Source organism: Roseomonas sp. TS2 (assembly GCF_058833935.1).
Genome location: NZ_JCACVY010000008.1, coordinates 45,829 through 67,429, shown reverse-complemented (window position 1 = coordinate 67,429; position 21,601 = coordinate 45,829). Strand labels below are relative to the sequence as shown.

General features: G+C 71.6%; 21 protein-coding genes. 5 read left to right on the top strand and 16 right to left on the bottom strand.

What is annotated here, in order from left to right:
• From ACZJYS_RS03310 to ACZJYS_RS03300, 3 genes are all read left to right on the top strand, one after another.
• The coding region (locus ACZJYS_RS03310) for an NAD(P)/FAD-dependent oxidoreductase (RefSeq protein WP_493175783.1) at positions 1 to 1,327 on the top strand (1,327 nt) is incomplete at its 5' end.
• Between the two features lie 7 nt (positions 1,328 to 1,334).
• Positions 1,335 to 2,600 carry an NAD(P)/FAD-dependent oxidoreductase gene (locus tag ACZJYS_RS03305; RefSeq protein WP_493175785.1) on the top strand — a complete coding sequence of 422 codons (1,266 nt, stop codon included), beginning with the start codon at positions 1,335 to 1,337 and terminating at the stop codon, positions 2,598 to 2,600.
• Positions 2,601 to 2,883: 283 nt separating this feature from the next.
• Entirely contained in the window at positions 2,884 to 4,548 is a 1,665-nt protein-coding gene (locus ACZJYS_RS03300; protein ID WP_493175782.1) for a peptide ABC transporter substrate-binding protein, read from the top strand.
• A gap of 39 nt (positions 4,549 to 4,587) precedes the next feature.
• Here ACZJYS_RS03300 and ACZJYS_RS03295 read toward each other — a convergent pair whose 3' ends face one another.
• Genes ACZJYS_RS03295 through ACZJYS_RS03275 form a run of 5 tightly spaced genes read right to left on the bottom strand, consistent with a single transcriptional unit; the run spans position 4,588 to position 9,242 of the window.
• Positions 4,588 to 5,325 carry an MOSC domain-containing protein gene (locus ACZJYS_RS03295; protein ID WP_493175781.1) on the bottom strand — a complete coding sequence of 246 codons (738 nt, stop codon included), beginning with the start codon at positions 5,323 to 5,325 and terminating at the stop codon, positions 4,588 to 4,590.
• Positions 5,322 to 6,326, bottom strand: a complete 1,005-nt coding sequence (locus ACZJYS_RS03290; protein ID WP_493175779.1) for an ABC transporter ATP-binding protein — start codon at positions 6,324 to 6,326, stop codon at positions 5,322 to 5,324. The genes ACZJYS_RS03295 and ACZJYS_RS03290 overlap by 4 nt, the downstream gene beginning before the upstream one ends.
• Positions 6,327 to 6,334: 8 nt before the next feature.
• Positions 6,335 to 7,381, bottom strand: coding sequence for an ABC transporter ATP-binding protein (locus ACZJYS_RS03285; RefSeq protein ID WP_493175778.1), 1,047 nt, complete (start codon positions 7,379 to 7,381; stop codon positions 6,335 to 6,337).
• Positions 7,382 to 7,395: 14 nt separating this feature from the next.
• Complete coding sequence (locus tag ACZJYS_RS03280) at positions 7,396 to 8,289, bottom strand: ABC transporter permease (protein ID WP_493175776.1); 894 nt, start codon at positions 8,287 to 8,289, stop codon at positions 7,396 to 7,398.
• Entirely contained in the window at positions 8,286 to 9,242 is a 957-nt protein-coding gene (locus ACZJYS_RS03275; RefSeq protein WP_109517383.1) for an ABC transporter permease, read from the bottom strand. The genes ACZJYS_RS03280 and ACZJYS_RS03275 overlap by 4 nt, the downstream gene beginning before the upstream one ends.
• 315 nt (positions 9,243 to 9,557) lie before the next feature.
• Between ACZJYS_RS03275 and ACZJYS_RS03270 the strand changes: the two genes are divergently transcribed.
• Positions 9,558 to 10,181: a cupin domain-containing protein gene (locus ACZJYS_RS03270; RefSeq protein WP_493175774.1), complete on the top strand. Its 624-nt coding sequence runs from the start codon at positions 9,558 to 9,560 to the stop codon at positions 10,179 to 10,181.
• Between the two features lie 23 nt (positions 10,182 to 10,204).
• Here the strand turns inward: ACZJYS_RS03270 and ACZJYS_RS03265 are convergent, their stop codons facing one another.
• From ACZJYS_RS03265 to ACZJYS_RS03250, 4 genes are all read right to left on the bottom strand, one after another.
• The gene (locus ACZJYS_RS03265) at positions 10,205 to 10,702 is read right to left on the bottom strand and encodes an Lrp/AsnC family transcriptional regulator (protein WP_109517381.1); all 498 of its coding nucleotides are present in this window, start codon (positions 10,700 to 10,702) and stop codon (positions 10,205 to 10,207) included.
• 87 nt (positions 10,703 to 10,789) lie between these two features.
• Entirely contained in the window at positions 10,790 to 11,659 is an 870-nt protein-coding gene (locus tag ACZJYS_RS03260) for a GNAT family N-acetyltransferase (RefSeq protein WP_493175772.1), read from the bottom strand.
• A gap of 89 nt (positions 11,660 to 11,748) precedes the next feature.
• On the bottom strand, positions 11,749 to 12,594 hold the full coding sequence (locus ACZJYS_RS03255; RefSeq protein WP_109517379.1) for a GNAT family N-acetyltransferase: 846 nt from the start codon (positions 12,592 to 12,594) through the stop codon (positions 11,749 to 11,751).
• 103 nt (positions 12,595 to 12,697) lie between these two features.
• Positions 12,698 to 13,174, bottom strand: coding sequence for a DUF1203 domain-containing protein (locus ACZJYS_RS03250; RefSeq protein ID WP_493175769.1), 477 nt, complete (start codon positions 13,172 to 13,174; stop codon positions 12,698 to 12,700).
• Positions 13,175 to 13,316: 142 nt separating this feature from the next.
• Between ACZJYS_RS03250 and ACZJYS_RS03245 the strand changes: the two genes are divergently transcribed.
• Positions 13,317 to 14,168 carry an SDR family oxidoreductase gene (locus ACZJYS_RS03245; protein ID WP_493175767.1) on the top strand — a complete coding sequence of 284 codons (852 nt, stop codon included), beginning with the start codon at positions 13,317 to 13,319 and terminating at the stop codon, positions 14,166 to 14,168.
• 37 nt (positions 14,169 to 14,205) lie between these two features.
• On the opposite strand, the gene uxuA is transcribed toward ACZJYS_RS03245, so the two are convergent.
• From uxuA to ACZJYS_RS03210, 7 genes are read right to left on the bottom strand one after another with little or no spacing between them, the layout of a single operon-like run.
• On the bottom strand, positions 14,206 to 15,402 hold the full coding sequence (uxuA, locus tag ACZJYS_RS03240) for a mannonate dehydratase (protein ID WP_493175765.1): 1,197 nt from the start codon (positions 15,400 to 15,402) through the stop codon (positions 14,206 to 14,208).
• Between the two features lie 28 nt (positions 15,403 to 15,430).
• Positions 15,431 to 16,915, bottom strand: a complete 1,485-nt coding sequence (locus tag ACZJYS_RS03235) for a mannitol dehydrogenase family protein (protein WP_493175763.1) — start codon at positions 16,913 to 16,915, stop codon at positions 15,431 to 15,433.
• 56 nt (positions 16,916 to 16,971) lie between these two features.
• On the bottom strand, positions 16,972 to 18,249 hold the full coding sequence (locus ACZJYS_RS03230) for a TRAP transporter large permease (RefSeq protein ID WP_493175761.1): 1,278 nt from the start codon (positions 18,247 to 18,249) through the stop codon (positions 16,972 to 16,974).
• On the bottom strand, positions 18,249 to 18,749 hold the full coding sequence (locus ACZJYS_RS03225) for a TRAP transporter small permease (RefSeq protein ID WP_109517373.1): 501 nt from the start codon (positions 18,747 to 18,749) through the stop codon (positions 18,249 to 18,251). Before ACZJYS_RS03225 ends, ACZJYS_RS03230 begins: the two co-directional genes overlap by 1 nt.
• Positions 18,750 to 18,807: 58 nt before the next feature.
• Positions 18,808 to 19,800, bottom strand: a complete 993-nt coding sequence (locus ACZJYS_RS03220) for a TRAP transporter substrate-binding protein (protein WP_493175759.1) — start codon at positions 19,798 to 19,800, stop codon at positions 18,808 to 18,810.
• Between the two features lie 26 nt (positions 19,801 to 19,826).
• On the bottom strand, positions 19,827 to 20,846 hold the full coding sequence (locus ACZJYS_RS03215) for a Zn-dependent oxidoreductase (protein ID WP_493175757.1): 1,020 nt from the start codon (positions 20,844 to 20,846) through the stop codon (positions 19,827 to 19,829).
• A 26-nt stretch (positions 20,847 to 20,872) separates the two neighbouring features.
• The gene (locus ACZJYS_RS03210) at positions 20,873 to 21,559 is read right to left on the bottom strand and encodes a GntR family transcriptional regulator (protein WP_379640862.1); all 687 of its coding nucleotides are present in this window, start codon (positions 21,557 to 21,559) and stop codon (positions 20,873 to 20,875) included.
• Positions 21,560 to 21,601: the final 42 nt, after the last annotated feature.

Sequence of the window (21,601 nt, the reverse complement as noted above, 5' to 3'; positions counted from 1 at the left end):
TCCCGTCGCCAGTGACACCGCCCTGCCGCAGGAGGTGGATGTCGCGATCATCGGCGGCGGCATCGCCGGCGTCTGCGCCGCCTATTTCCTGGCCCAGGCCGGGCAGCGCGTGGCGCTGCTGGAGAAGGGCGTGATCGCCGGCGAGCAGTCCAGCCGCAACTGGGGCTGGTGCCGGGTGCAGAACCGCGACGAGCGAGAGATCCCCGTCATGCTGAAGAGCATGGAGCTGTGGGACACGCTGCCGCGCGAGGCGGGCATCGATGTCGGCTTCCGCCGCACCGGGCTGACCTATGTCACGCGCAGCGAGGCGGAGCTGGAGAGCTGGCGCCGCTGGGTGGAGATGGCGCGCGGCTACCAGGTGCACAACCAGATCCTCACTGCCGCCGAGGCGGAAGCGAGGAACCCGCACCACGCCCCGGGCGGCGGCTGGATCGGCGGCGTGCATTCCCCGCGCGACGGCATGGCCGAGCCGCGCAAGGCCGCGCCCGCCATCGCCGCCGCGGCGCGCCGCCTCGGCGCGACCATCCACCAGCGCTGCGCGGTGCGCGGGCTCGACATCCAGGGCGGCCGGGTCGCCGGCGTCATCACCGAGCACGGCACGCTGCGCGCGGGCGCGGTGCTGCTGGCGGGCGGCGCCTGGTCGTCGATGCTGCTGCGCCGGCACGGCATCGACCTGCCGCAATCGAGCATCCGCTCCACCGTCTTCCTCACCGAGCCGGCGGCGGAGGTGACGCCGGGTGGGCTCTACACGCCAGATGTGACGATCGGCCGGCGGGAGGATGGCGGCTACATCATCGCCGCCAACAACCGCGGGCAGATCGAGATCACGCCGCAGGGCATCCGCTACGCGCGCAAGTTCTGGCCGACCCTGGTGGCGCGGTGGAAGATGGTGAAGTTCGGCCTCGGCGAATCCTTCTTCCGCGGCCCGCAGGCGATCACCGGGCGCTGGCGGATGGACCGCCCCACCATCTTCGAGGCGGAGGACATGCGCACCCTCGACCCCACGCCGAACGCGGCCATCGTGGCGCCGGCGCTGGCGCAGCTCGGCCGCTCCTACCCGGCGCTGGCGGGGGTGAAGATGGCGAAGCTGTGGGGCGGCTGGATCGATTCCACGCCGGACGCCGTGCCGGTGATCGGCGCGGTGGACCCGCTGCCGGGGCTGTTCCTCTCCACCGGCTACAGCGGGCATGGCTTCGGCATCGGCCCCGGCGCGGGGCGGCTGGCGGCCGATCTCGTGCTGGGCCGCGCCCCCGTGGTGGACCCCACGCCCTTCCGCTACGCGCGGCTCGTCGATGGCTCGCGCATCCAGAAGCCGGGGATGATGTGACGTGAGGATGCTGCCCTACTGGCTGGACACCGCCCCGCCCTTCACCGGCGCGGAGCCGGGCCCGGCCGAGGGCGGCGTCGATGTCGCTGTCATCGGCGGCGGCTTCACCGGCCTCTCCGCCGCGCTGCACCTGGCGCGCAAGGGCGCCAGCGTGGCGCTGCTGGAGGCCGGGCGCGTCATGGGCGCGGCCTCGGGCCGCAATGGCGGGCATGTCAACAACGGCACGGCGCACGACTTCGCCGGCCTCGCCGCCAGCCTCGGCCTCGACCACGCCCGCCGCCTCTACCACGCCTTCGACGATGCGGTGGACACGGTGGAACGCCTCGCCCGCGAGGAACAGATCGCCTGCGACTTCCGCCGCTGCGGCAAGATCAAGCTGGCGGCGAAGCCCGCGCATTACGAGAAGATGGCGCGCGGCTTCGACCTGCTGCACCGCGAGGCCGATGCGGAGACCGAGCTGGTGCCGCGCGAGCGGCTCGGCGCCGAGATCGGCTCGGAGCGCTTCTTCGGCGGGCTGGTGTTCCGCCGCAGCGCGCAGATGCATGTCGGCCGCTTCGGCACCGGGCTGGCCGAGGCGGCGCGCCGCCAGGGTGCGCGCATCTTCGAGAACACCCCGGTGCTCTCCCTGAAGCGGCAGGCGGGCGGGCACGCGGTCGCCACGGCGCGCGGCACGCTGCGGGCGCGGCAGGTGCTGCTGGCCACCGGGGCGAGCCGGCTCGGCCCCTTCTACTTCCGCCGGCGCCTGGTGCCGCTCGGCTCCTTCGTCATCGTCACGGAGCCGCTGGGCGCGGCACGGCTCGCCGCCCTCATGCCCACGGGCCGCAACGGCACCACCACCCGCATCATCGGCAACTACTTCCGCACCACGCCGGACGGGCGGCTGGTTTGGGGCGGGCGGGCGCGCTTCGCCCTGCCCTCCCGCGCCTCGGACGCAAGGAGCGGACGCGTGCTGGAGCGCGGCCTGCACGAGACCTTCCCGCAGCTCGGCCGCGTCGGCATCGACTATTGCTGGGGTGGCATCATCGACGCGACGCAGGACCGGCTGCCGCGTGCCGGCGAGCAGGACGGGCTGTTCTATGCCACCGGCTACAGCGGCCATGGCGTGCAGATGTCGGTGCACATGGGGGGCGTGATGGCCGCGGTGATGGATGGCAGGCCGGAAGCCAACCCGTTCCGCGACCTGGCCTGGAAGCCGGTGCCCGGGCATTTCGGCCCGCCCTGGTTCATGCCGCTGGCCGGCCTCTACTACCGGCTGCAGGACCGGATTTCCTGAGGGCGCGCGGCGGCAGGGCCTGCCGCGCCGCCGGCCGGAATCGGTATTTTCTTCGCAACGATCCGCCGCAATCGGCATGATCCTGGCCAGACGCGCGGCGCACAATCGCCGCGTTGCAGATGCAAGCCGGCGGCAAGCCCGGCGGCCTCTGCGGGGGACGATCCCGTCACGCCGCGCCGCCTCCGTGGCTGCGCGGCGCGTGTCGGGCACAGGGCAAGAACGAGCGCGCTCCCGGCCGCGGCTTGCGGCCCGGCCGCGGGCGCCACAGCGGGGGCTGACCATCATGGACAACATCCGGAACATCCTGTCACGCCCGGCGCTGGGCCGGCGCGGGCTGCTGGCGCTGGGCGCGGGCGCCACGCTGGCGGGCAACGGGGCGCGGGCGCAGCGCGCCGTGCCGCCGCCGCCTGCCACCCGCAAGGGGCAGGCGGTCGTCGGCATCTCGCAGGAGCCCACCGTCTTCAACCCGCTGATGCCCGGCATCGAGGTGGACGAGACGGTGTGGATGAACGTGTTCAGCACGCTGTGGTACCCGGAGACGGACGGCGTGCTGGTGCCGGACCTGGCGGTGGAGGTGCCCTCCACCGCGAATGGCGGCATCAGCGAGGACGGCCTGGCCTGGACGGTGAAGCTGCGCGAAGGCGCCGTCTGGCACGATGGCGCGCCCTTCACCGCCGAGGATGTGCGCTACACGCTGGAGCTGATCAACAACGCCGCCTTCCGCACCCGCACCCGCCAGGGCCACAGCCTGGTGCGTGAGATCGTGGTGAAGGGGCCGCACGAGATCGCCTGGCGGATGGAGAAGGCCTACGCGCCCTATCTGGCGCTGCTCTCCAACACCTACATCGTGCCCCGGCACATCCTGGAGAAGGCGGCGGACCCGAACACGGCCCCCTTCAACGCGGCGCCGGTCGGCACCGGACCGTTCCGCTGGAGCAGCCGCGTGCCGGGCGACCACATCCAGCTCGCGGCCAATGAACGCTACCACGGCAAGGGCCCCTACCTGGAGCGGGCCATCCTGAAATACATCCCGGACCAGACGGCGCTCTACGCGCAGTTCCGCACCGGACAGGTGGACCTGATCATCGGCACCGGCATCCCGGCCAATTTCTACGCCGAGGCGGTGAAGCTGCCGGGCCGCAAGGTGACGACCATCCCGAACGCCTCGCTCGAGGTGCTGATGCCGAACCTGGAGCTGCCTGCCCTTTCCGAGAAGGCGGTGCGGCAGGCGCTGTACCACGCCATCAACAAGAAGGGCATCATCGACATCATCTACTACGGCCTGCACAAGCCGACTGAATCCTTCGCCCCCCGCGAATCCTGGGCCTACAACCCGGACCTTCCGGCGCACAGCTTCGACATCGGCCGCGCCAACGCGCTGCTGGATAAGGCGGGCTGGGCGCGCGGCGGCAACGGCATCCGCCAGAAGAACGGCGTGCCGCTGGAATTCGCCGTCTCCACCACCACCGGCGCGGCGCTGCGCGAGCAGTGCCAGCAGCTGATGATGCAGGACTGGCAGAAGATCGGCGTCTCCATGAAGATCAACAACATGGCGGCGGCGGTGATCTGGGGCGAGTTCTATGTGCGCTCCAAGTTCCAGTCGCTGCTGGTGGGCACCGCCTTCCGCACCGGCATCGACCCCGACCCGGCGACGCGCTTCGCCAGCGACGCCATCCCCGTGCGCGGCGGCAGCGGCGGCAACTACATGCAGTGGGTCAACCCGGAGGTGGACAGGCTGCTGATTGAGGGCCAGACGAGCTTCGACCAGGCGCGCCGCAAGGCGGTGTATTTCCGCCTGCAGGAGATCGTGCGCGAGGAGCTGCCGATCCTGCCCATCTTCCAGTACGCGCCGGTGGAAGGCACCAAGGACCAGCTGATCGGCTACCGCCCCAACATCAACGCGCGCCAGAACACCTGGAACATGCGCGAATGGTACTGGGCCACGTAAGGCCGCGTGCAGGCCGGGAGGCGCTCCCTCCCGGCCGCGTCAGGCGGAGGCCGCTTCCGGCAGCGTCACGGCATCGCCCGCCGTGATGGGGCCGGGCCGCACCACCTCGCAATAGAGGCCGAGATCGCGCCCGAAGCGGTGCAGCAGGGCGCGCAGCACCTCGCGGTCGTCCGGCAGGCCCGGCTGCTCCAGCGTGGTGAAGGCGCAGCGGGCACAGGGGATGGTGCCGCGCAGCACGGCGCCGCCGAGCCGGAATTCCCGCCCGACCCAGCCATATTCCGGGATGCCCTGCACATCCTCCGGCGTGTCGATCAGGATGTTGGGGCGGAAGCGCCGCTCATCCAGCACGCTGGCCGGAATGGCGGCCTGCAGGGTGCGCAGGGCGGCGGTGGTCAGCAGATGCAGGGGCGCCCGTGCGTAGCGCGGCCGCGGACCCGCCTCGCCTTCCCCGCCATAGGGGCGGATGGCGGCGGGGAAGCCATAGAGGGCCGAGAGCGGCGCGAGACCGCCCGGATCGTCGATGCCGGCCCAGCCCTGCCCATCCGTGCTGACCTCCACCGCGCCATCCGCCGCGCGTCGGGAGAAGGCGCGCGGCAGCGCCATCCATTCGCGCTTCCGGCCGGGATAGGCGATCTCGCCCGTCCCGGCATGGAACACGCCGTGGGTTCGGTCGCCCGCCGCGCCGGAGGGCAGCAGCTCCATCCGCTCCAGCCGCTCGCCGCCCATCGAGCTGACCGGATAGCGCCACAGCGCCGCGACGCGCCCGGCGGCGCTCATGCGTCGAGCCCCGTCGGCGCCACGAGGTGCAGGTCGTCGCGGATGCAGGCCTTGAGATGGCCCGGCGCCACCTCGCGCAGCGCCGGCACCGCGCCCGCGCAGGCCGGCAGGGCGTAGCGGCAGCGCGTGCGGAAGCTGCATCCCGAAGGCGGATCGAGCGGGCTCGGCATGTCGCCCGCCAGCATGATCCGCTCCCGCTGGATGGTGGGGTCGGGGATCGGCACGGCGGAGAGCAGCGCCTCGGTATAGGGGTGGCGCGGCATGGTGAAGAGGGCGCGCGTCGGCGCCACCTCGACCAGCCGGCCGAGATACATCACCGCGATGCGGTCCGAGATGTGCCCGACCACGGCGAGGTCGTGCGAGATGAAGAGGATGGTGAGGCCGAGCCGCTCCTTCAGCTCCAGCAGCAGGTTCACCACCTGCGCCTGGATCGAGACGTCGAGCGCCGAGACCGGCTCGTCGGCGATCAGCAGCTGCGGCTGCATGATCAGCGCGCGGGCGATGCCGAGGCGCTGCCGCTGACCGCCCGAGAATTCATGCGGGTAGCGCGCCGCGTGCGACGGCAGCAGCCCGACCAGCGCCAGCGTCTCCGCCACGCGCTGCCGCCGCGCCGCCGCGGACAGCTCCGGCGCATGGATCTCCAGCGGCGCGCCGACGATGTCCTCCACCGTCATCTTCGGGTTGAGCGAGGCGTAGGGGTCCTGGAAGACGAGCTGCATCTTCTGGCGGAAGGGCCGCATCGCATCGCGCGAGAGGCTGGTGATGTCGTCGCCGGCGAAGCGGATCTGGCCGGCGGTCGGCCGTGCCAGCCGCAGCACGGTGCGGCCCACCGTGCTCTTGCCGGAGCCGGATTCGCCCACCAGGCTCAGCACCTCGCCGTGCCGGATGTCGAAGGAGACGCCATCGACGGCCTTCACCACCGCCCGCTTGCGGAACAGGCCCGGCCGTGGCCCGTCGAACCACTTCCGCAGGTCGCGCACTTCCAGCAGGGGGGCGGTCATGTCCGGGATCATGCCGCCTCCCCCGTCAGGGCGGACCAGCGCACGCAGCGCACCTGGTGGCCGGGCAGCGCCTCCTGCAGGGGCGGTATGGCGGTGTCGCAGCTTCCCGGCAGGAAGGCGCCGCAGCGGGGGCCGAAGCTGCATCCCGGCGGCGGTTCCAGCGGGTCCGGCACGGTGCCGGGGATGGCGGCCAGCTTCTCCCGCCCCAGCCCCGCGAAGTCGAGCCGCGGCACGGAGCGCAGCAGGCCGCGCGTGTAGGGCATCAGCGGCGCCCGGAAGAGCGGGCGCACCGCCGCCTGCTCCACCACGCGGCCGGTGTACATCACCATCACCCGGTCGGCGATCTCGGCGACGACGCCGAGATTGTGGGTGATGAAGATGACGGCCATCCGCGTGCGTTCCTGCAGGCGGCGCAGCAGGTCGAGGATCTGCGCCTGGATGGTGACGTCGAGCGCCGTGGTCGGCTCGTCGGCGATCAGCAGGCGCGGCTCGCAGGCCAGCGCCATGGCGATCATGACGCGCTGGCGCATGCCGCCCGACATCTCGTGCGGGAAGGCGCCGAGCCGCCGGCGCGCATCGGGGATGCCGACCAGGTCCAGCAGGTCGGCCGCCTTGTCGAGCGCGGCGCGGCGGCTGAGCCCCTCGTGGAAGCGGATGGATTCCGCGATCTGGTCGCCAACGCGGTGCACCGGGTTCAGCGAGGTCATCGGCTCCTGGAAGATCATCGCCGCGTCGCGCCCGCGCACGCCGCGCATCTCCGCCTCGGGCAGGGCGACGAGGTCGCGCATCGTGCCGTCCCGGCCGCGCAGCAGCACCTGGCCGCTGATCGAGCAGAAGGGCGGCTTCGGCGTGAGGCGCAGGATGCCGAGGCTGGTGACGCTCTTGCCCGAGCCGGATTCGCCCACCAGCGCCAGGGTCTCGCCGCGCCGGACGCGGAAGGAGACGTCGCGCACCGCCGGGATCTCGCCGGCCGGGGTGTGGAAGGAGATGTTGAGGCCGCGCACCTCGAGGACGTCGTCCTCGCCGGCGGCCGGGCGGGCGGGGGCCTGTGTCATGGTGGCCGTCTCCATCACCGGCCATCCATGCGCGGGTCGAGCGCGTCCCGCAGCCCGTCGCCGATGAAGTTGAAGCTGGTGACCGCGAGGGTGATGGCGGCGCCCGGCAGGATGGCGAGCCAGGGTGCGCTGGTGAGGTAGCTCTGCGCGCTGTCGAGCATGTTGCCCCAGCTCGGCGTCGGCGGCTGGATGCCGTAGCCGAGGAAGCTGATGTAGGATTCGGCGAGGATGGCGTGCGCCACGTTCAGCGTGGCGGCGACGACGATGGGCGCGATGGCATTGGGCAGCAGCTCGCGGAACATCACGCGCCGGTCGCTGGCGCCCAGCGCCTCGGCGGCCACGGCGAAGTCGCGCGCCCGCAGCGCGCGGATCTGCGCCTCGACGATTCGCGCCACCTCCATCCAGGAGGTGACGGCGATGAGGATGATGATGGAGCTGACCGAGGCGTTGATCAGCGCCGAAATGGCCAGCAGCAGGAAGATGCTGGGGAAGCACAGCATGGCGTCGACGAAGCGCATCAGCACCGTGCCCAGCACGCCGCCGTAATAGCCCGACACGATGCCCACGGTGATGCCGATGACCATGCTGATGGCCATGGCCGAGAAGCCCACCAGCAGCGAGATGCGCCCCGCCATCAGCAGCCGCGCCAGCATGTCGCGCCCCAGCGCGTCGGTGCCCAGCACATGCGCGCCGGAGAAGGGTGGGGCGAAGCGCTGCATGATGTCGATGAAGGTGTCGGTGAAGGGCAGCAGGTAGGGGCCGATGGCGCAGGCCAGGGTGAGGAAGAGGATGATGCCGGCGCCGAACACCGCCAGCTTGTGGCGGGCGAAGCGCCGCAGCGCGCCGCCACGGCGGCGGGCGGGCCGGGGCGGGGCGGCGGGCGCCACCACGCTGCTCGATGCGCTCATGTGGGGTTCGCTCCGAGGCGGGGGTCCGCGACATGGTAGAGGAGGTCGGCCAGCAGGCTGCCCAGCAGCACCAGCACGGCGGTGAACATCAGGATGCCCATGACCACCGGATAGTCGCGGTAGTTGATGGAATCGAGGAACAGCCGGCCCATCCCTGGCCAGGTGAACACCGTCTCCGTCACCAGCGCGCCGCTGAGCAGCGTCGGCAGGTGCAGGCCGGTGATGGTGATCATCGGCAGCAGCGCGTTGCGCACGGCATGGTGGATCAGGATGCGCCGCTCCGGAATGCCCTTGGAGCGCGCGGTGCGGATGTAGTCCTGGTGGATCACGTCGAGCATCGAGGAGCGCATGTAGCGGCTCCACACCGCCGTGCTCACCAGCGCCAGCACCATGCAGGGGCCGATCAGGTGGTGGATGCGGTTGGCCAGGGATTCATCGCCGATCGTGTAGCGGTTGCCCGAAGGCAGCCATTCGAGGCCGACGGAAAACACGTAGATCACCACCAGGCCGAACCAGAAGGTCGGGATGGACAGGGCGATCATGGCGCCGATGGTCGCCAGCCCGTCGAACAGCGAGTAGCGGCGGATGGCGCCGAGGATGCCGACCCAGGCGCCGATCGCCATGGCCAGCAGGGTCGAGGTCAGCATCAGCTCCAGCGTCGCGCCCAGATGCGAGCCGATGACGGAGAGCACCGGCTGCTGGTCGCGGTAGGAAACGCCCCAATCCCCCTGCAGCATGCGCCACAGCCAGTCCAGATACTGGATCGGCAGCGGCCGGTTCAGGCCGAGCTGCTCCGCGACGCGGTCGAGATCCTCCTGCGTCATGTCGCCGCCGGCGGCGAATTGCGAGAGCGGGCCGCCGGGCGCCAGATGCAGGATGGCGAAGCCGATCATCGAGACAAGCAGCAAAAGGCCGGCACCCTGTAGCAGGCGGCGTATCACGTAGCTGCTCATCGTCCGGGCATTCCACTATCCAGGGTTGGCCACGCGGCATGGCAGGCCGCATCGCGGTTCGCGCGGTGTCGCAACAAGGCGGAGACGCTGCTCAAGCCCATTTCCTTCGGCATGGCGTTGCGCCGCGTGACACAGGCCTCCCCCGCCTTCCGCCCCTCCGCGCGCATCCGGCGCAGATCGGCCCGAAAGACGGAATGGATCGTTTCATTATATTGAAACACCGGTCAAGCCGTGTTCTGCATCCCTGGCGCGGCAAAATGGCGGAAGCGCCCGATTCGCGACTCTCCCGCCGCGCAGAGGAAAGGATCGCACGGGATGACAGTGGCGGAGACAGCAGCGCCGGCCGCGGATGGCGCGGTGCGCATCGGCATCCGGCTGCGCGCGCTGCGTGCCGAGCAGGGGCTGACCATCCCCGCCCTGGCGGCGAAGGCCAGCCTCTCCGCCGGGCTGATCAGCCAGATCGAGCGCGGCCAGTCCAATCCCTCGATCAAGACAATCCAGCGCCTGACCTCGGCGCTCGGAGTCAATCTCTGGGCCTTCCTCGGCGCGGCGGAAGCCGAGCCCGGCGGCGAGCCCGGCCCGGAGGCGGCGGAGACGCCTCCCTTCGTGCAGCGCCGTGCGCAGCGCCCGCGGGTGCTGGTCGGGCCGTCGCGGATGGTGAAGGAGCTTCTCTCGCCACGCGGCGAGCGCGGGCTGCGCTTCCTGATGGTGACGCTGCCGCCCGGCGCCGCCGCCGAGGAGATGCTGACCGGGCCGGGCGAGAAGGGAGGCTATGTCGTCTCCGGCCGCGTCGTGCTGACGGTGGACGGGCAGCAGGCGGAGCTGGCCGAGGGCGACAGCTTCCAGTTCGACAGCCGCCAGCCGCACGGCCTCGCCAACCGCTCCGGCCGCGAGGCCACGATCCTCTGGATCATGAGCATCCTGCAGCCGGACCCCTGAGCGGGCGCCTCATTCCGCGCGCCTCATTCCGTCCGGTTGAGGAAGCCTTCCAGGTCGTGGTGCTGCTTCACGAAAACCGGCTTCATCACGACATAGGAGAAGTACTTCTCCACGCCGATGTTCATCGCCAGCATCCGCTCCATCGTCTCCTGGTAGTGCTGGATGGAGAAGGCGACGAACTTGATCAGGTAGTCGTAGCCGCCGCTGACGAGGTAGCACTCCGTCACCTCGCTCATCTGCCGCACGCGGGATTCGAAGCGGGAGAAATCCTGGCTGCGGTGGTCGGCCAGGGTGATCTGCGTGTAGATGATGACGGTGCTGCCGAGCTTCTGCAGCTGCACCTGCGCGCTGTAGCCGGTGATGTAGCCCGCCTTCTCCAGCCGCTTGACGCGCGCCAGGCAGGGGCTGGCGGAAAGCCCCACCGCCTCGGCCAGCTCGACATTGGTGGCGCGGCCGTTCTTCTGCAGATGCGAGAGGATGCGGATGTCGATGCGGTCCAGCTTGGGGGCGCCAGGCACCATGCGGCGTGTTTCCGGTTGTCGGGGAGACCCTCCGGGGGCCAAGCCCGACTCTAGCGAGGCGGCGGCGCGGCTGACAAGGCCGCGGCCTCAGCCGAGGCTCTGGCTGGCCAGCGCGTAGCAGCGCGGCGCATCCGCCGCCGGGCGCAGCACATCGCCCAGCGCCATGCCGGTGACGATACCGGCATCGTCGAGGCCGAGCGCCTCCAGCCAGGCCGGCAGGCCGCTCTCCGCCGGCACGTCCAGGCGCACGAACTGCCCCTGCTGCACCCCGAGCCAGTGGCCGATCAGCGCCTTCGCCGTCGCCTCGTCCGGCGCAACCACGGGGCCGATCACCTGGCCCTGGCCGAAGCGGCGCAGCAGCGCGAAGCCCGCCACCTCCCCCTCGCGGTCCAGCGCCACGCCCTTGGCGCCGTCCAGCAGCGCCCCGACCAGCGCGGGACGGGGCAGCCCTGTCGCCGCCGCATCGAGCGCCGCCAGCGCCGGGTGGTCGCGCCGGCCGATGGGCCGCAGCCGGTGGCCTGGCGGCAGCGGCACGAGGCCGATGGAGAAGGAGGCGCCCTGGTACTGCCGCACCACGCCGGTTGGCGCGAAGCCCAGCGCGGTGTAGAGCGGCAGCCCCGCCGGCGTGGCGTTGAGCAGGATGCCGGACCGCTCCAGCCGCGCCACCAGCGCCTGCATCAGCAGCCGGGCCAGCGCCGTGTCGTAGCCGGGCGGTTCGGCCAGTACCATGCCGATGCGGGCGAAGCCGGCGCCGAGGCGCCAGCCCATGGCGGTGCCGACCAGCCGCCCGTCGCGCTCGGCCGCCAGACCCTCGCCGAGGCGGCGCAAAAAGGCCCAGTCCTCCAGGCGGTGCGGCCAGCGCATCCGCGCGCTCAGCCGCTGCGCGGCGGGCAGGTCCTCCGGCGCCAGGGGGCGCAGCGTGGCGGCCGGCGTCCCGCTCCGGGCTGTTGTCGTCATGCCTCGCGCCTCCTGCCGTGATCCCGCCAGCATAGCCGCCCGTGGCTGCCGCGCACCCCCTGCCGGGCGTCCGGCGCCGCCCGCCGCCTTCAGCCCAGCGACTGGCTGACCAGCCCATAAACACCAAGCTCCGGCGAGCGTGCCGGCGGCGCGCCGCGCATCATGCCAATGACGCCGCTCACCTCGGGCAGGCCCTGCGCCGCCAGCCAGGCGCCGAGGCCGCTTTCCGGGGGCACGTCGAGCCGCAGGAAGCGCCCCGTGCGCGCCGCCAGCCAGTGGCCGATCAGCGCCCGCGCCGCCGCCACGCCGGGCGCCACCACGGGCCCCACCACCTCGCCCCGGCCGAAGGGACGGATCAGCGCGAAGCCCGCCGCCCGCCCGGCCCGCTCCAGCACCACCCCCTCGGCCAGCGGCAGCACGGCGTGCAGCAGGGCGGCGCGCGCCATGCCGGTGGCCTCGGCGTCGAGCGCCAGCAGGTCCGGCACGTCCTCCGGGCGCAGCGGCCGCAGGCGGAAGCCGGGCGGCGGCGCTTCCCCGCCCGCGGCCACGACCAGGCCATTGTGCTGGCGGATCTCCCCCACCGGCCGGAAGCCCAGGCTGCGATAGAGCGGCAGGCCGGGCTCGGTGGCATGCAGCAGCACCCGACAGCCCTCGCCCAGGCGGTCCAGCACGCCCTGCGTCAGCCGGCGGCCGATGCCTCGGCCCTGCAGGGCATCGTCCACGATCACCAGGCCGAGCGTGGCGAAATCCGCGCCATGCCGCCAGCCGAAGGCGGTGCCGGCCAGCCGGCCCTCCACCTCGGCCGCCAGCGCCTCGCCCAGGGCCAGGGCGAAGGCCCAGTCCTCCACCCGGTGCGGCCAGCGCAGCGCGGCGGTGAGGGCCTGCGCCGCCGGCAGGTCGTCGGGCGTCAGCGGGCGCAGCGAGAAGGCGGCCATGCAGGGGTGTCCTCGTCCATCCATCCGGGGGATGGCGCCGATCCTGGCCCACGCCGCGCGGCAGGAGCTTCCGTTCTGCGCGGCAAATCGGCAGCTTCCACCGCTAGCCCAGCCGCTCCACCGCAGTCAGCAGGCAGCCGGGGCGGGCGGTGTGGATGTTGACGAAGCGGGTGCGCGGATCCTCCAGGGCGCGCGCCAGCGGCGCGGCCACCGCCGCGCCCTCGCAGACATGGCCGAGATCGTAGAGGCACAGCTCCGCAGCGTCATAGGCGCGGATCGAGACCAGCCCGTTGGCCAGCACGATGGGAGCGATCTCGTCCTCCGCCGCGTAGCGCGGGCATTCCTCCGCGTGCAGGAAGACGGGGCTCGGCGTCCAGTAGGTGCCGAGCGGATGCGGCAGGTCGTAGCTGCCGAGCAGCATCGTCTCGCCGGGCAGGCCGAGGCGCAGGCAGTGGCGGCAGGGAAAGCCGGGGCCGTCCACCGCCCGGCGGTGCAGCGGCAGGCCGCGGTCGTCGCAGCCGGTCTGGCGGAAGCGGCGCGCCGTCCCGGTCGGCATCGGCACGCAGCGGAAGCGGGGCATGGGGTCTCTCCCGGAAGTCTGGAGCCGGGAGGATGGCGCCCGGGCGGGGCCCCCGGCCATCCGGCCATTGCGCCGGCATGCGGCCGGAACTCTCGCGCGGCGCGCTGGTTAGCCACGCAGCCCCTATGCGAGGAAGACCGACATGACCATCGAGAACCCCCTGCCGAAGCAGCAGCAGGAGATGCCCGGCAGCACCGAGGCGATGCGCCCGCGCCCGGACCATGGCGAGGAAAGCTACAAGGGCAGCGGCAAGCTGCAGGGCCGCGCGGCGCTCATCACCGGCGCGGATTCCGGCATCGGCCGCGCTGTCGCCATCGCCTATGCGCGCGAGGGGGCGGATGTGCTGATCTCCTACTACAACGAGGAGGAGGATGCGCACGAGACCGCCCGCTGGGTGGAGCAGGCGGGGCGCAAGGCCGTGCTGGTGGCGGGCGACATCAAGCAGGAGGCGCATTGCCAGGCGCTGGTGCAGCGCGCGGTCCAGGAATTCGGCCGGCTCGACATCCTGGTGAACAACGCCGCGCACCAGGCGACCTTCTCCGGCATCGAGGACATCAGCGCGGAGGAGTGGGACGTCACCTTCCGCACCAACATCTACAGCCAGTTCTACCTGTGCAAGGCGGCGATGCCGCACCTGAAGCCGGGGGCCGCCATCATCAACACCAGCTCGATCAACGCCAAGACCCCCTCGCCCAGCCTGCTGGCCTATGCGACGACGAAGGGCGCCATCGCCAACTTCACGGCCGGGCTGGCGCAGCTGGTGGCGGAGAAGGGCGTCCGTGTGAACGCCGTGGCGCCCGGCCCGATCTGGACGCCGCTGATCCCCTCGACGATGGATGGCGAGACGGTGCAGAGCTTCGGCGAGAACACGCCGATGGGCCGCCCCGGCCAGCCGGCGGAACTGGCCGGCGCCTATGTTCTGCTGGCTTCCGACGAGGGCAGCTACATGAGCGGCGCGCTGATCCCGGTGACCGGCGGCCGCCCGATGCTCTGAGGCCCGGCGGGGGAGGCCTCCCCCGCCCTTCCCGGCCTCAGACCGGCAGGTTCTTCACCGCGGCAAGGGCCGCGATGACGCCACGCAGCTCGGCCAGCCCGCGCATCCGGCCGATCGCCGGGTAGCCCGGGAAGGTCGGCTTGCCGACATCGTCCAGCAGTTCGTGCCCGTGGTCCGGGCGGAAGGGGATGCGCCAGTCGGCGATGCCTGCCTCCTGGCGGCGCTTCTGCTCGGTCAGCAGCGCCTCGACCACGGCCACCATGTTCACGTCGCCGCCGAGATGGTCGGCCTCCATGAAGGAGCCGTCCGGCTCCTTGGCGACGTTGCGCAGATGCGCGAAGCGGATGCGGTCCGCGAAGCGGCGGGCGATGGCCGGCACGTCGTTGCCCGGCCCCGCGCCGAGCGAGCCGCTGCACAGGGTCAGCCCGTTGGCCGGGCTGTCCACCATGGCCAGCAGGTCGGCGATGTCCTGCTCGTTGGAGACGATGCGCGGCAGGCCGAAGAGCGGGCGCGGCGGATCATCGGGATGCATGCAGAGGCTGATGCCGACCTCTTCCGCCGTGGGAATCACCTCCTGCAGGAAGCGCTTCAGGTTGGCCTGCAAATCGGCGCGCGTCATCTGGCCGTACTCGGCCAGGATGCGGCGCAGGCCGGGGATGTCGTAGCGGTCGAAGGCACCGGGCAGGCCAGCCATGATGGAGGCGAGCAGCGTGTCCTTCTGCGCCTGGGTGGCGTTGTCCACCCATGCCTTGGCGCGGGCCAGCAGCTCGGGCGCCACGCCCTCCGCCGCGCCGGGGCGCTCCAGCATGAACACGTCGAAGGCCACATACTGGTGCGCGTTGAAGCGCAGCGCCGTGCCGCCGCCCGGCAGCGGATGCGCCAGTTCGGTGCGCGTCCAGTCCAGCACCGGCATGAAGTTGTAGCAGATGACCTTGACACCGCAGGCGGCGAGGTTGCGCATCGAGGCGCGGTAGTTCTCGAAGAGCGCCGCGCAGTCGGCATCGCCGCGGCGGATCTTCTCATGCACCGGCAGGCTTTCCACCACGCTCCAGGAGAGGCCGAGCGAGGCGTCCTCCGCCAGGATCGCCTTGCGCTTCTCGATCTCCTCCACCGACCAGACCACGCCATAGGGGATGTGGTGCAGCGAGGTGACGATGCCGCGCGCGCCGGTCTGCCGGATGTGGTTCAGCTTCACCGCGTCGTCGGGGCCGAACCAGCGCCAGGTTTCTTCCATGGGGGAAATCCCTCCTTGCGGGATCGTGTCAGGCCGAGACGGCGGCGCGGGCGCCGGCGCTCAGCAGGGTTTCATAAGCCGTGGTGACGGCGCTGACGAAGGCCGGGTCGGCCGGCAGGTCGGTACCGAAGACGGCCTCCACCGCCAGCAGCGCGGCGATGCGCGCGGCGGGCGCGGGGCCGGCGGCGTCCAGCCGCGCGCGCAGTTCTGCGGCCAGCGGGTCACGCACGTCGATCGGCGCGCCCGTCTCGTCCGTGCCGCCGGCGTAGCGCGCCCAGGCGGCGATGGCGAGCGCCAGGGCCGGGATGGGCAGCCCCGCCGCCCGCCGCTCCCGCACCGTGGAGAGCAGGCGCTGCGGCAGCTTCTGCGAGCCATCCATGGCGATCTGCCAGGTGCGGTGCCGGATGGCGGGGTTGCCGAAGCGCGCCAGCAGCGCCTCGGTATAGGCCTCGAGGTCCTGGCCGGGCGGCTGTGGCACCATGGGCCGGACCTCGGCCCAGAGCCGCCGGGCATAGGCGGCGAAGACCGGGTCCGAGACGGCGTCCACGATGGTCTCGTGCCCGGCGAGGTAGCCGAGATAGGCCAGCGCCGAATGCGCGCCATTCAGCAGGCGCAGCTTCATGTGCTCGAAGGGCGCCACATCGGCCACGAGCTGCGCGCCCGCCATCTCCCACGCTGGGCGTCCCAGGGGGCCGAAGCGGTCCTCGATCACCCATTGGCGGAAGGGCTCGTGCCCCACCGGCGCATGATCGGCCAGGCCTGTGGTGGCCTCGGCGGCGGCGAGGTCGGCCTCCGCGAGGGCGGGCACGATGCGGTCCACCATGGTGGCGGGGAAGCACACCTCGGCGGCGATCCATTCGGCGAAGGCCGGGTCGCGCCGCGCCGCGAAATCGCGCACCAGCCCGGCGACGAGGGCGCCGTTGTGCGGCAGGTTATCGCAGCACAGCACGGTGAAGGGCGCCTGCCCCGCATCCCGGCGGCGGCGCAGCGCGGCGGCGAGGAAGCCCACCGCGCTGCGCGGCGCTTCGGGGTTCTCCAGGTCGTGCGCGATGTCGGGGTGGGCGAGGTTCAGCCGGCCCGTGGCGGGGTCGTGGCAGTAGCCCTTCTCGGTCACGGTCAGGCTGACGATGCGCGTCTCCGGGTCGGCCAGCCGCGCCACCACGGCGGCGGGGTCCTCGGGCGCCACCATCACGCCGAGCAGGCAGCCGACGATGCGCGCCCGCTCGCCGTCCGGCCCGCGTTCCAGCGTGGTGTAGAGGCCGCCCTGCGGCGCCAGCCGGTCCCGCTGGTCCGGCCGCTGGAGGGAGACGCCGAGGATGCCCCAGTCGCCGCCGGCCTGGTTCAGCACATCCTCGGTGTAGTGGGCGCCATGGGCGCGGAAGAAGGCGCCGAGGCCGAGATGCACGATGGCAGGGCGCAGCGCCGCGCGGTCGTAGCGCGGCAGCAGCACGGCGCCGCCCGGCGCGAGGCGGCCGAGGGTCGCGGGGGAGAGGCGGGGCGCGGCTTCGGTCATCGGGGCACCGGAGGGAAGGAGGTGGGACGGCGGCCCCGGCGGGACCGCCGCGCGGCTCACTTGAAGTAGAGGCTCGGCAGCCAGAGCGAGATGCCGGGGATGAAGCTGACCAGCATCAGCACGATGATGTTGCAGATCAGGAAGGGTATGATGGCCCGGCTGACCGCGCCCAGCGACACCTTGGCGATGTTGGCGGCGACGAAGAGGCAGACCCCCACCGGCGGCGTCGTCAGCCCGATCATCAGGTTCAGCACGACGACGATGGCGAAGTGGATCGGGTCGATGCCGACCGCCGTGGCCACCGCCAGCAGTGGCGGGAAGAGGATGATCAGCGCCGCGATCGTCTCCATGAAGGTGCCGACGATCAGCAGCAGCACGTTCACCATCAGCAGGATGAGGTACTTGTTGTCGGTGACCGAGAGCATGGCCTCGGCGATGCGCTGCGGGATCTGCTCGCTGGTCAGGATCCAGCCGAACACGTTGGCGAAGCCCACCAGCAGGATCAGCGCGCCGGAGCCGATGGCGCTCTCCAGCAGGATGCCGGGGATGTCGCGCAGGGTGAAGCCCTTGTAGATGAACAGCCCGACGACGAAGGCGTAGAGCGCCGCGACCACCGAGGCCTCGGTGGGCGTGAACAGGCCGCCCACGATGCCGTAGAGGATGACGGCCGTCATCAGCAGCGCCCAGAAGGCGCCGCGGCTGGAACGCAGGATCTCGCCGAAGCCGGCCCACTGACCCTTCGGGTAGCCGCGCCGGCGCGAGAGGATGTACACCGTGATCATCATGCCGAGGCCGAGCAGCAGCCCGGGGACGGCGCCAGCCAGGAACATCTTGCCGACCGAGAGGCCGGAGAGGGTGCCGACGATGATCATCGGCACGCTGGGCGGGATGATCGGGCCGACGGTGGAGGCGGCGGCGGTGACGGCGGCGGCGAAGGGCGCGTCGTAGCCCGAGCGGCGCATGGCCGGGATCATGACCGAGCCGATCGAGGCCGTCTCGGCGACCGCGGTGCCGGAGATGCCGGCGAAGATCATCGAGCCCGTGACGTTGGCAAGCCCGAGGCCGCCGCGGATGTGGCCGACCAGCGAATTGCCGAAGCGCACGATCTGGTCGGTGATGCCGCCGCCATTCATCAGGTTGCCGGCCAGCACGAAGCCGGGGATGCAGAGCAGCACGAAGCTGTCCATGCCCGCATAGGTGAACTGCGCCACCACCGAGAGGTCGATGTCGGCGCCGATCAGGTAGACGGCGCCGGCGAGGCCCAGGGCGATGCCGACCGGCGCGCCTAGCACCAGGCAGAGGGCGAAGGTGGCGAAGAGCAGCGTGACGAGCATCAGGTGAGCTCCCCGTGCGAGGCGGGCGGGGTCTCGGCATGGCCGAGCAGCCGGAAGGCGGAGAAGAGGGCCAGCGACACCGGGATCAGCAGCATCACCGCGTAGATCACGATCATCGGCATGTCGATGGAGCGGGCGCGCTCGCCCATGCTGAAGGTCACGTAATCCCAGGCGCCGGGGATGATGAGCAGGCTGAAGGCCAGCACGATCGCGTCCACCAGCCGCTCGATGGCGCGGCGCAGGCCGGCCGGCAGCGGCGCCACGAAGAGGTCGACATTGACCATCTCGCCGCGCAGCAGCGCCAGGCCGCAGGAGAAGCCGACCAGATAGACCAGGGCGAAGCGCGCCACCTCCTCCGTCCAGGAGAAGGAGGGGAAGCCGGGGATGCGGCCGAGCACCTGGATGGTGACGACGCCGATCAGCACGGCGAAGGCCAGCAGCGTGCCGGCGCGGCACACCGAGCGGATGGCCGCCAGCACGGCGGCGAGGACGAGGCGCATGGAGTTTCCTTCCGCGCGGGAGGCGACGGGGGCCGGCCCCCGCCGCCCCGGCCGGGGCTCAGGCGGCGATGATCTGCTCGTAGAGCGGGCGGATCTCGGCGTTCAGCGCGCCGGCCACCGCTTCCTTGCCCTTGCTGGCGAAGGCGGCCTTGTCCACGTCGACGAACTTCATGCCCTTGGCGGTCAGCTCGGCGGCGAGGTTCTTCTCGTCCTCCAGGAACAGGCCGCGCTCATATTCCTGCGCGGCCTTGGCCGCCTCGGCGATGGCCGCCTGCTGCTCGGCCGGCAGGCGGCCCAGCTTGCGCGTGCCGCCGACGATGTAGATCCAGCTCAGCACATGCTCGGTGCGGTTGATGGTGCTCTGCACCTCGCTGAAGCTGGCCGACTTGATCAGCGCCAGCGGGTTCTCCTGCGCGTCGATGGTGTGGTTCTGCAGCGAGGTGAACACCTCGGAGAAGGCCATCGGCGTCGGCTTGGCGCCCAGCGCCTCCCAGAACTTGACGAAGAGCGGCACGTTCGGCACGCGCAGCTTCAGCCCGTTCAGCTCCTCGGGGCGGGTGATCGGCCGGTTGGAGGTGAGGTAGCGCGGGCCGCGGGCGAAATAGGCCAGCGTCTTCAGCTGCGTCTTCGCCGCGATGTCCTCGGCGATCCTGGCGCCGATCGGGCCGCTGACGACGCGGTCCATGTGCGCGAGGTCGCGCACCGCGTAGGGCACGGCCAGCAGCGCGGCGGAGGGCGCCCAGTTCTGCAGCGACTCACCGGTGATGGTGAAGTCCACCGTGCCGAGCTGGATGCCCTTGATGAGGTCCGTCTCCTTGCCGAGCTGCTCGTTCGGGAAGACGCGGATCTCGATGGCGCCCTTGGTGCGGCGCGCCACCTCCTCGGCGAACTTCAGGCTGGCCTTGTGCCAGGTGTTGTCCTCGTTGCCGAGGTGGCCGAGCTTCAGCGTCGTCGCCGCATGGGCCTTGTGGGCGGGGGCGACGCCCGCGGCGAGGATGCCGGCGAGGCCGCCCAGCACGGTGCGGCGGCGGGGGGCGAGGGTGATGGCCATTCTTGCTTTCCTCCGAAGGGCGGATGTCAGGCGTCGAAGGCGAGCTGCACCTTCACGGTGCTGCCCGGGTCCTTCTCGATGAGCTCGAAGGCGGCGGGCGCGTCGGCCGCCGCGAAGGTCTGGGTGATCATGGCGGCGGGGCGCAGGCGGCCCTCGGCCAGCCATTGCACCACCTGCGGCAGCAGCCGCCGGTTCAGGCGGGAGCCGACCAGGGTCAGCTCCTTCTTGACGATCTCCTGCTGGCTCACATTGCAGGGCGCGGGCGAGAAGCCGAGGATGCCGATGCGCGCGGCGGGACTGGCCACGCGGCAGGCCTCCTCCAGCAACGCCGGCACGCCGGCGCCGTCGATCACCAGCGAAGGGCCGAGCCCGTCATGCTCGCCGGCCACCGCCTCGGGCACGGAGTGCGTGGCGGAGTTCACCACCACATCGGCGCCGAAGCTCCGCGCCCGCTCCAGCCGCGCCGCGTCGAGATCGGCCACGATGCAGCGGGCGCCGTGCAGCTTCGCCACCTGCAGCACCGTCAGCCCCACCGTGCCGGCGCCGTAGATCAGCACGGAATCCCCCGCGTCGATGCCGGTGCGCGTCAGCATGTTGGCGGCGATGGAGAAGGGCTCGGCCAGGGCGGCCAGCTCGATCGGCAGGCCGCCCGGCACCTTCACGGCGTTGGCGGCGGGCACCGTCACGCGGTCGCGGAAGCCGCCGTCGCGATGGACGCCCAGCACCTCCAGCCTGCCGCACACATTGGAGCGGCCGATGCGGCAGGCGTAGCAATGGCCGCAGGAGACCACCGGGTCCACCACCACGCGGTCGCCGGGCGCCAGGCCCTCGACGCCCTCGCCCACTGCCTCCACCTGCCCCGCGAATTCGTGGCCGATGATGCGCGGATACTTCGCGAAGGGGTTGCTGCCGTGGAAGATGTGCAGGTCCGAGCCGCAGATGCCGGCGCGCTGCACGCGGATCTGCACCTCCCCCGCCTGCGGGGGCAGGGGAGCGTTGTCGAACAGTTCCAGCACATGCGGCCTGGTGACCGAGATGGCGACCATGGGGATTCGTCCTGGCTGCGCCGCTGTCAGCGGCTGGGCGCGAAGAAATGGGGCTTGCTGGCCATCAGGCGCTCGATGGCGGTGAAGACGGTGCGCAGGTGCTCGCGCATGATCGCCTCGGCGCCGTCGGCGTCGCGGGCGATGACGCGCTCCACGATCCGCTCATGCTCGGCGAAGATCTTGCCGAGCCAGTCGCGGCTTTCGAAGGAGAGGTAGCGGACGCGGTCGAGCTGCGTCTTGACGTCCTGGATGACGCTCCAGATGGCGGCGCGGCCGGCCATCCGGATCAGCTCGACATGCAGCGCCTCGTCGGCGGGGAAGAAGGCGATGTAGTCGCCCGCCAGCACGGCCGGGCGCTGCCGCTCCAGATGCGCGCGAAGGGCCGCGTCATCCTCGGGCCGGGCACGCTCCACCGCCATGCGCACGGTGCGGCATTCCAGCGTCTCGCGCACGAACTGGCTGTCATGCACCGCGGTCAGGCTGATGGCGGCGACATAGGTGCCGACCTGCGGCCGGACCTCCAGCAGCCCCTCATCCGCCAGGCGGCGGAACACCTCGCGCACCGGGGTGCGGCTGACGCCCATCTGCCCGGCATAGGAAGTCTCGGAGATGGTGGTGCCGGGTTCCAGCGCGCCGGTGAGGATGCGCTGGCGCAGCGCCGCGTACAGCTCGCGGGCGATCGGCGCACGGTGCTCCAGCACCAGACCCGTCATGGTCCGTTCCCTCACTCCTGGACTTGTATACTAGTATTCTTG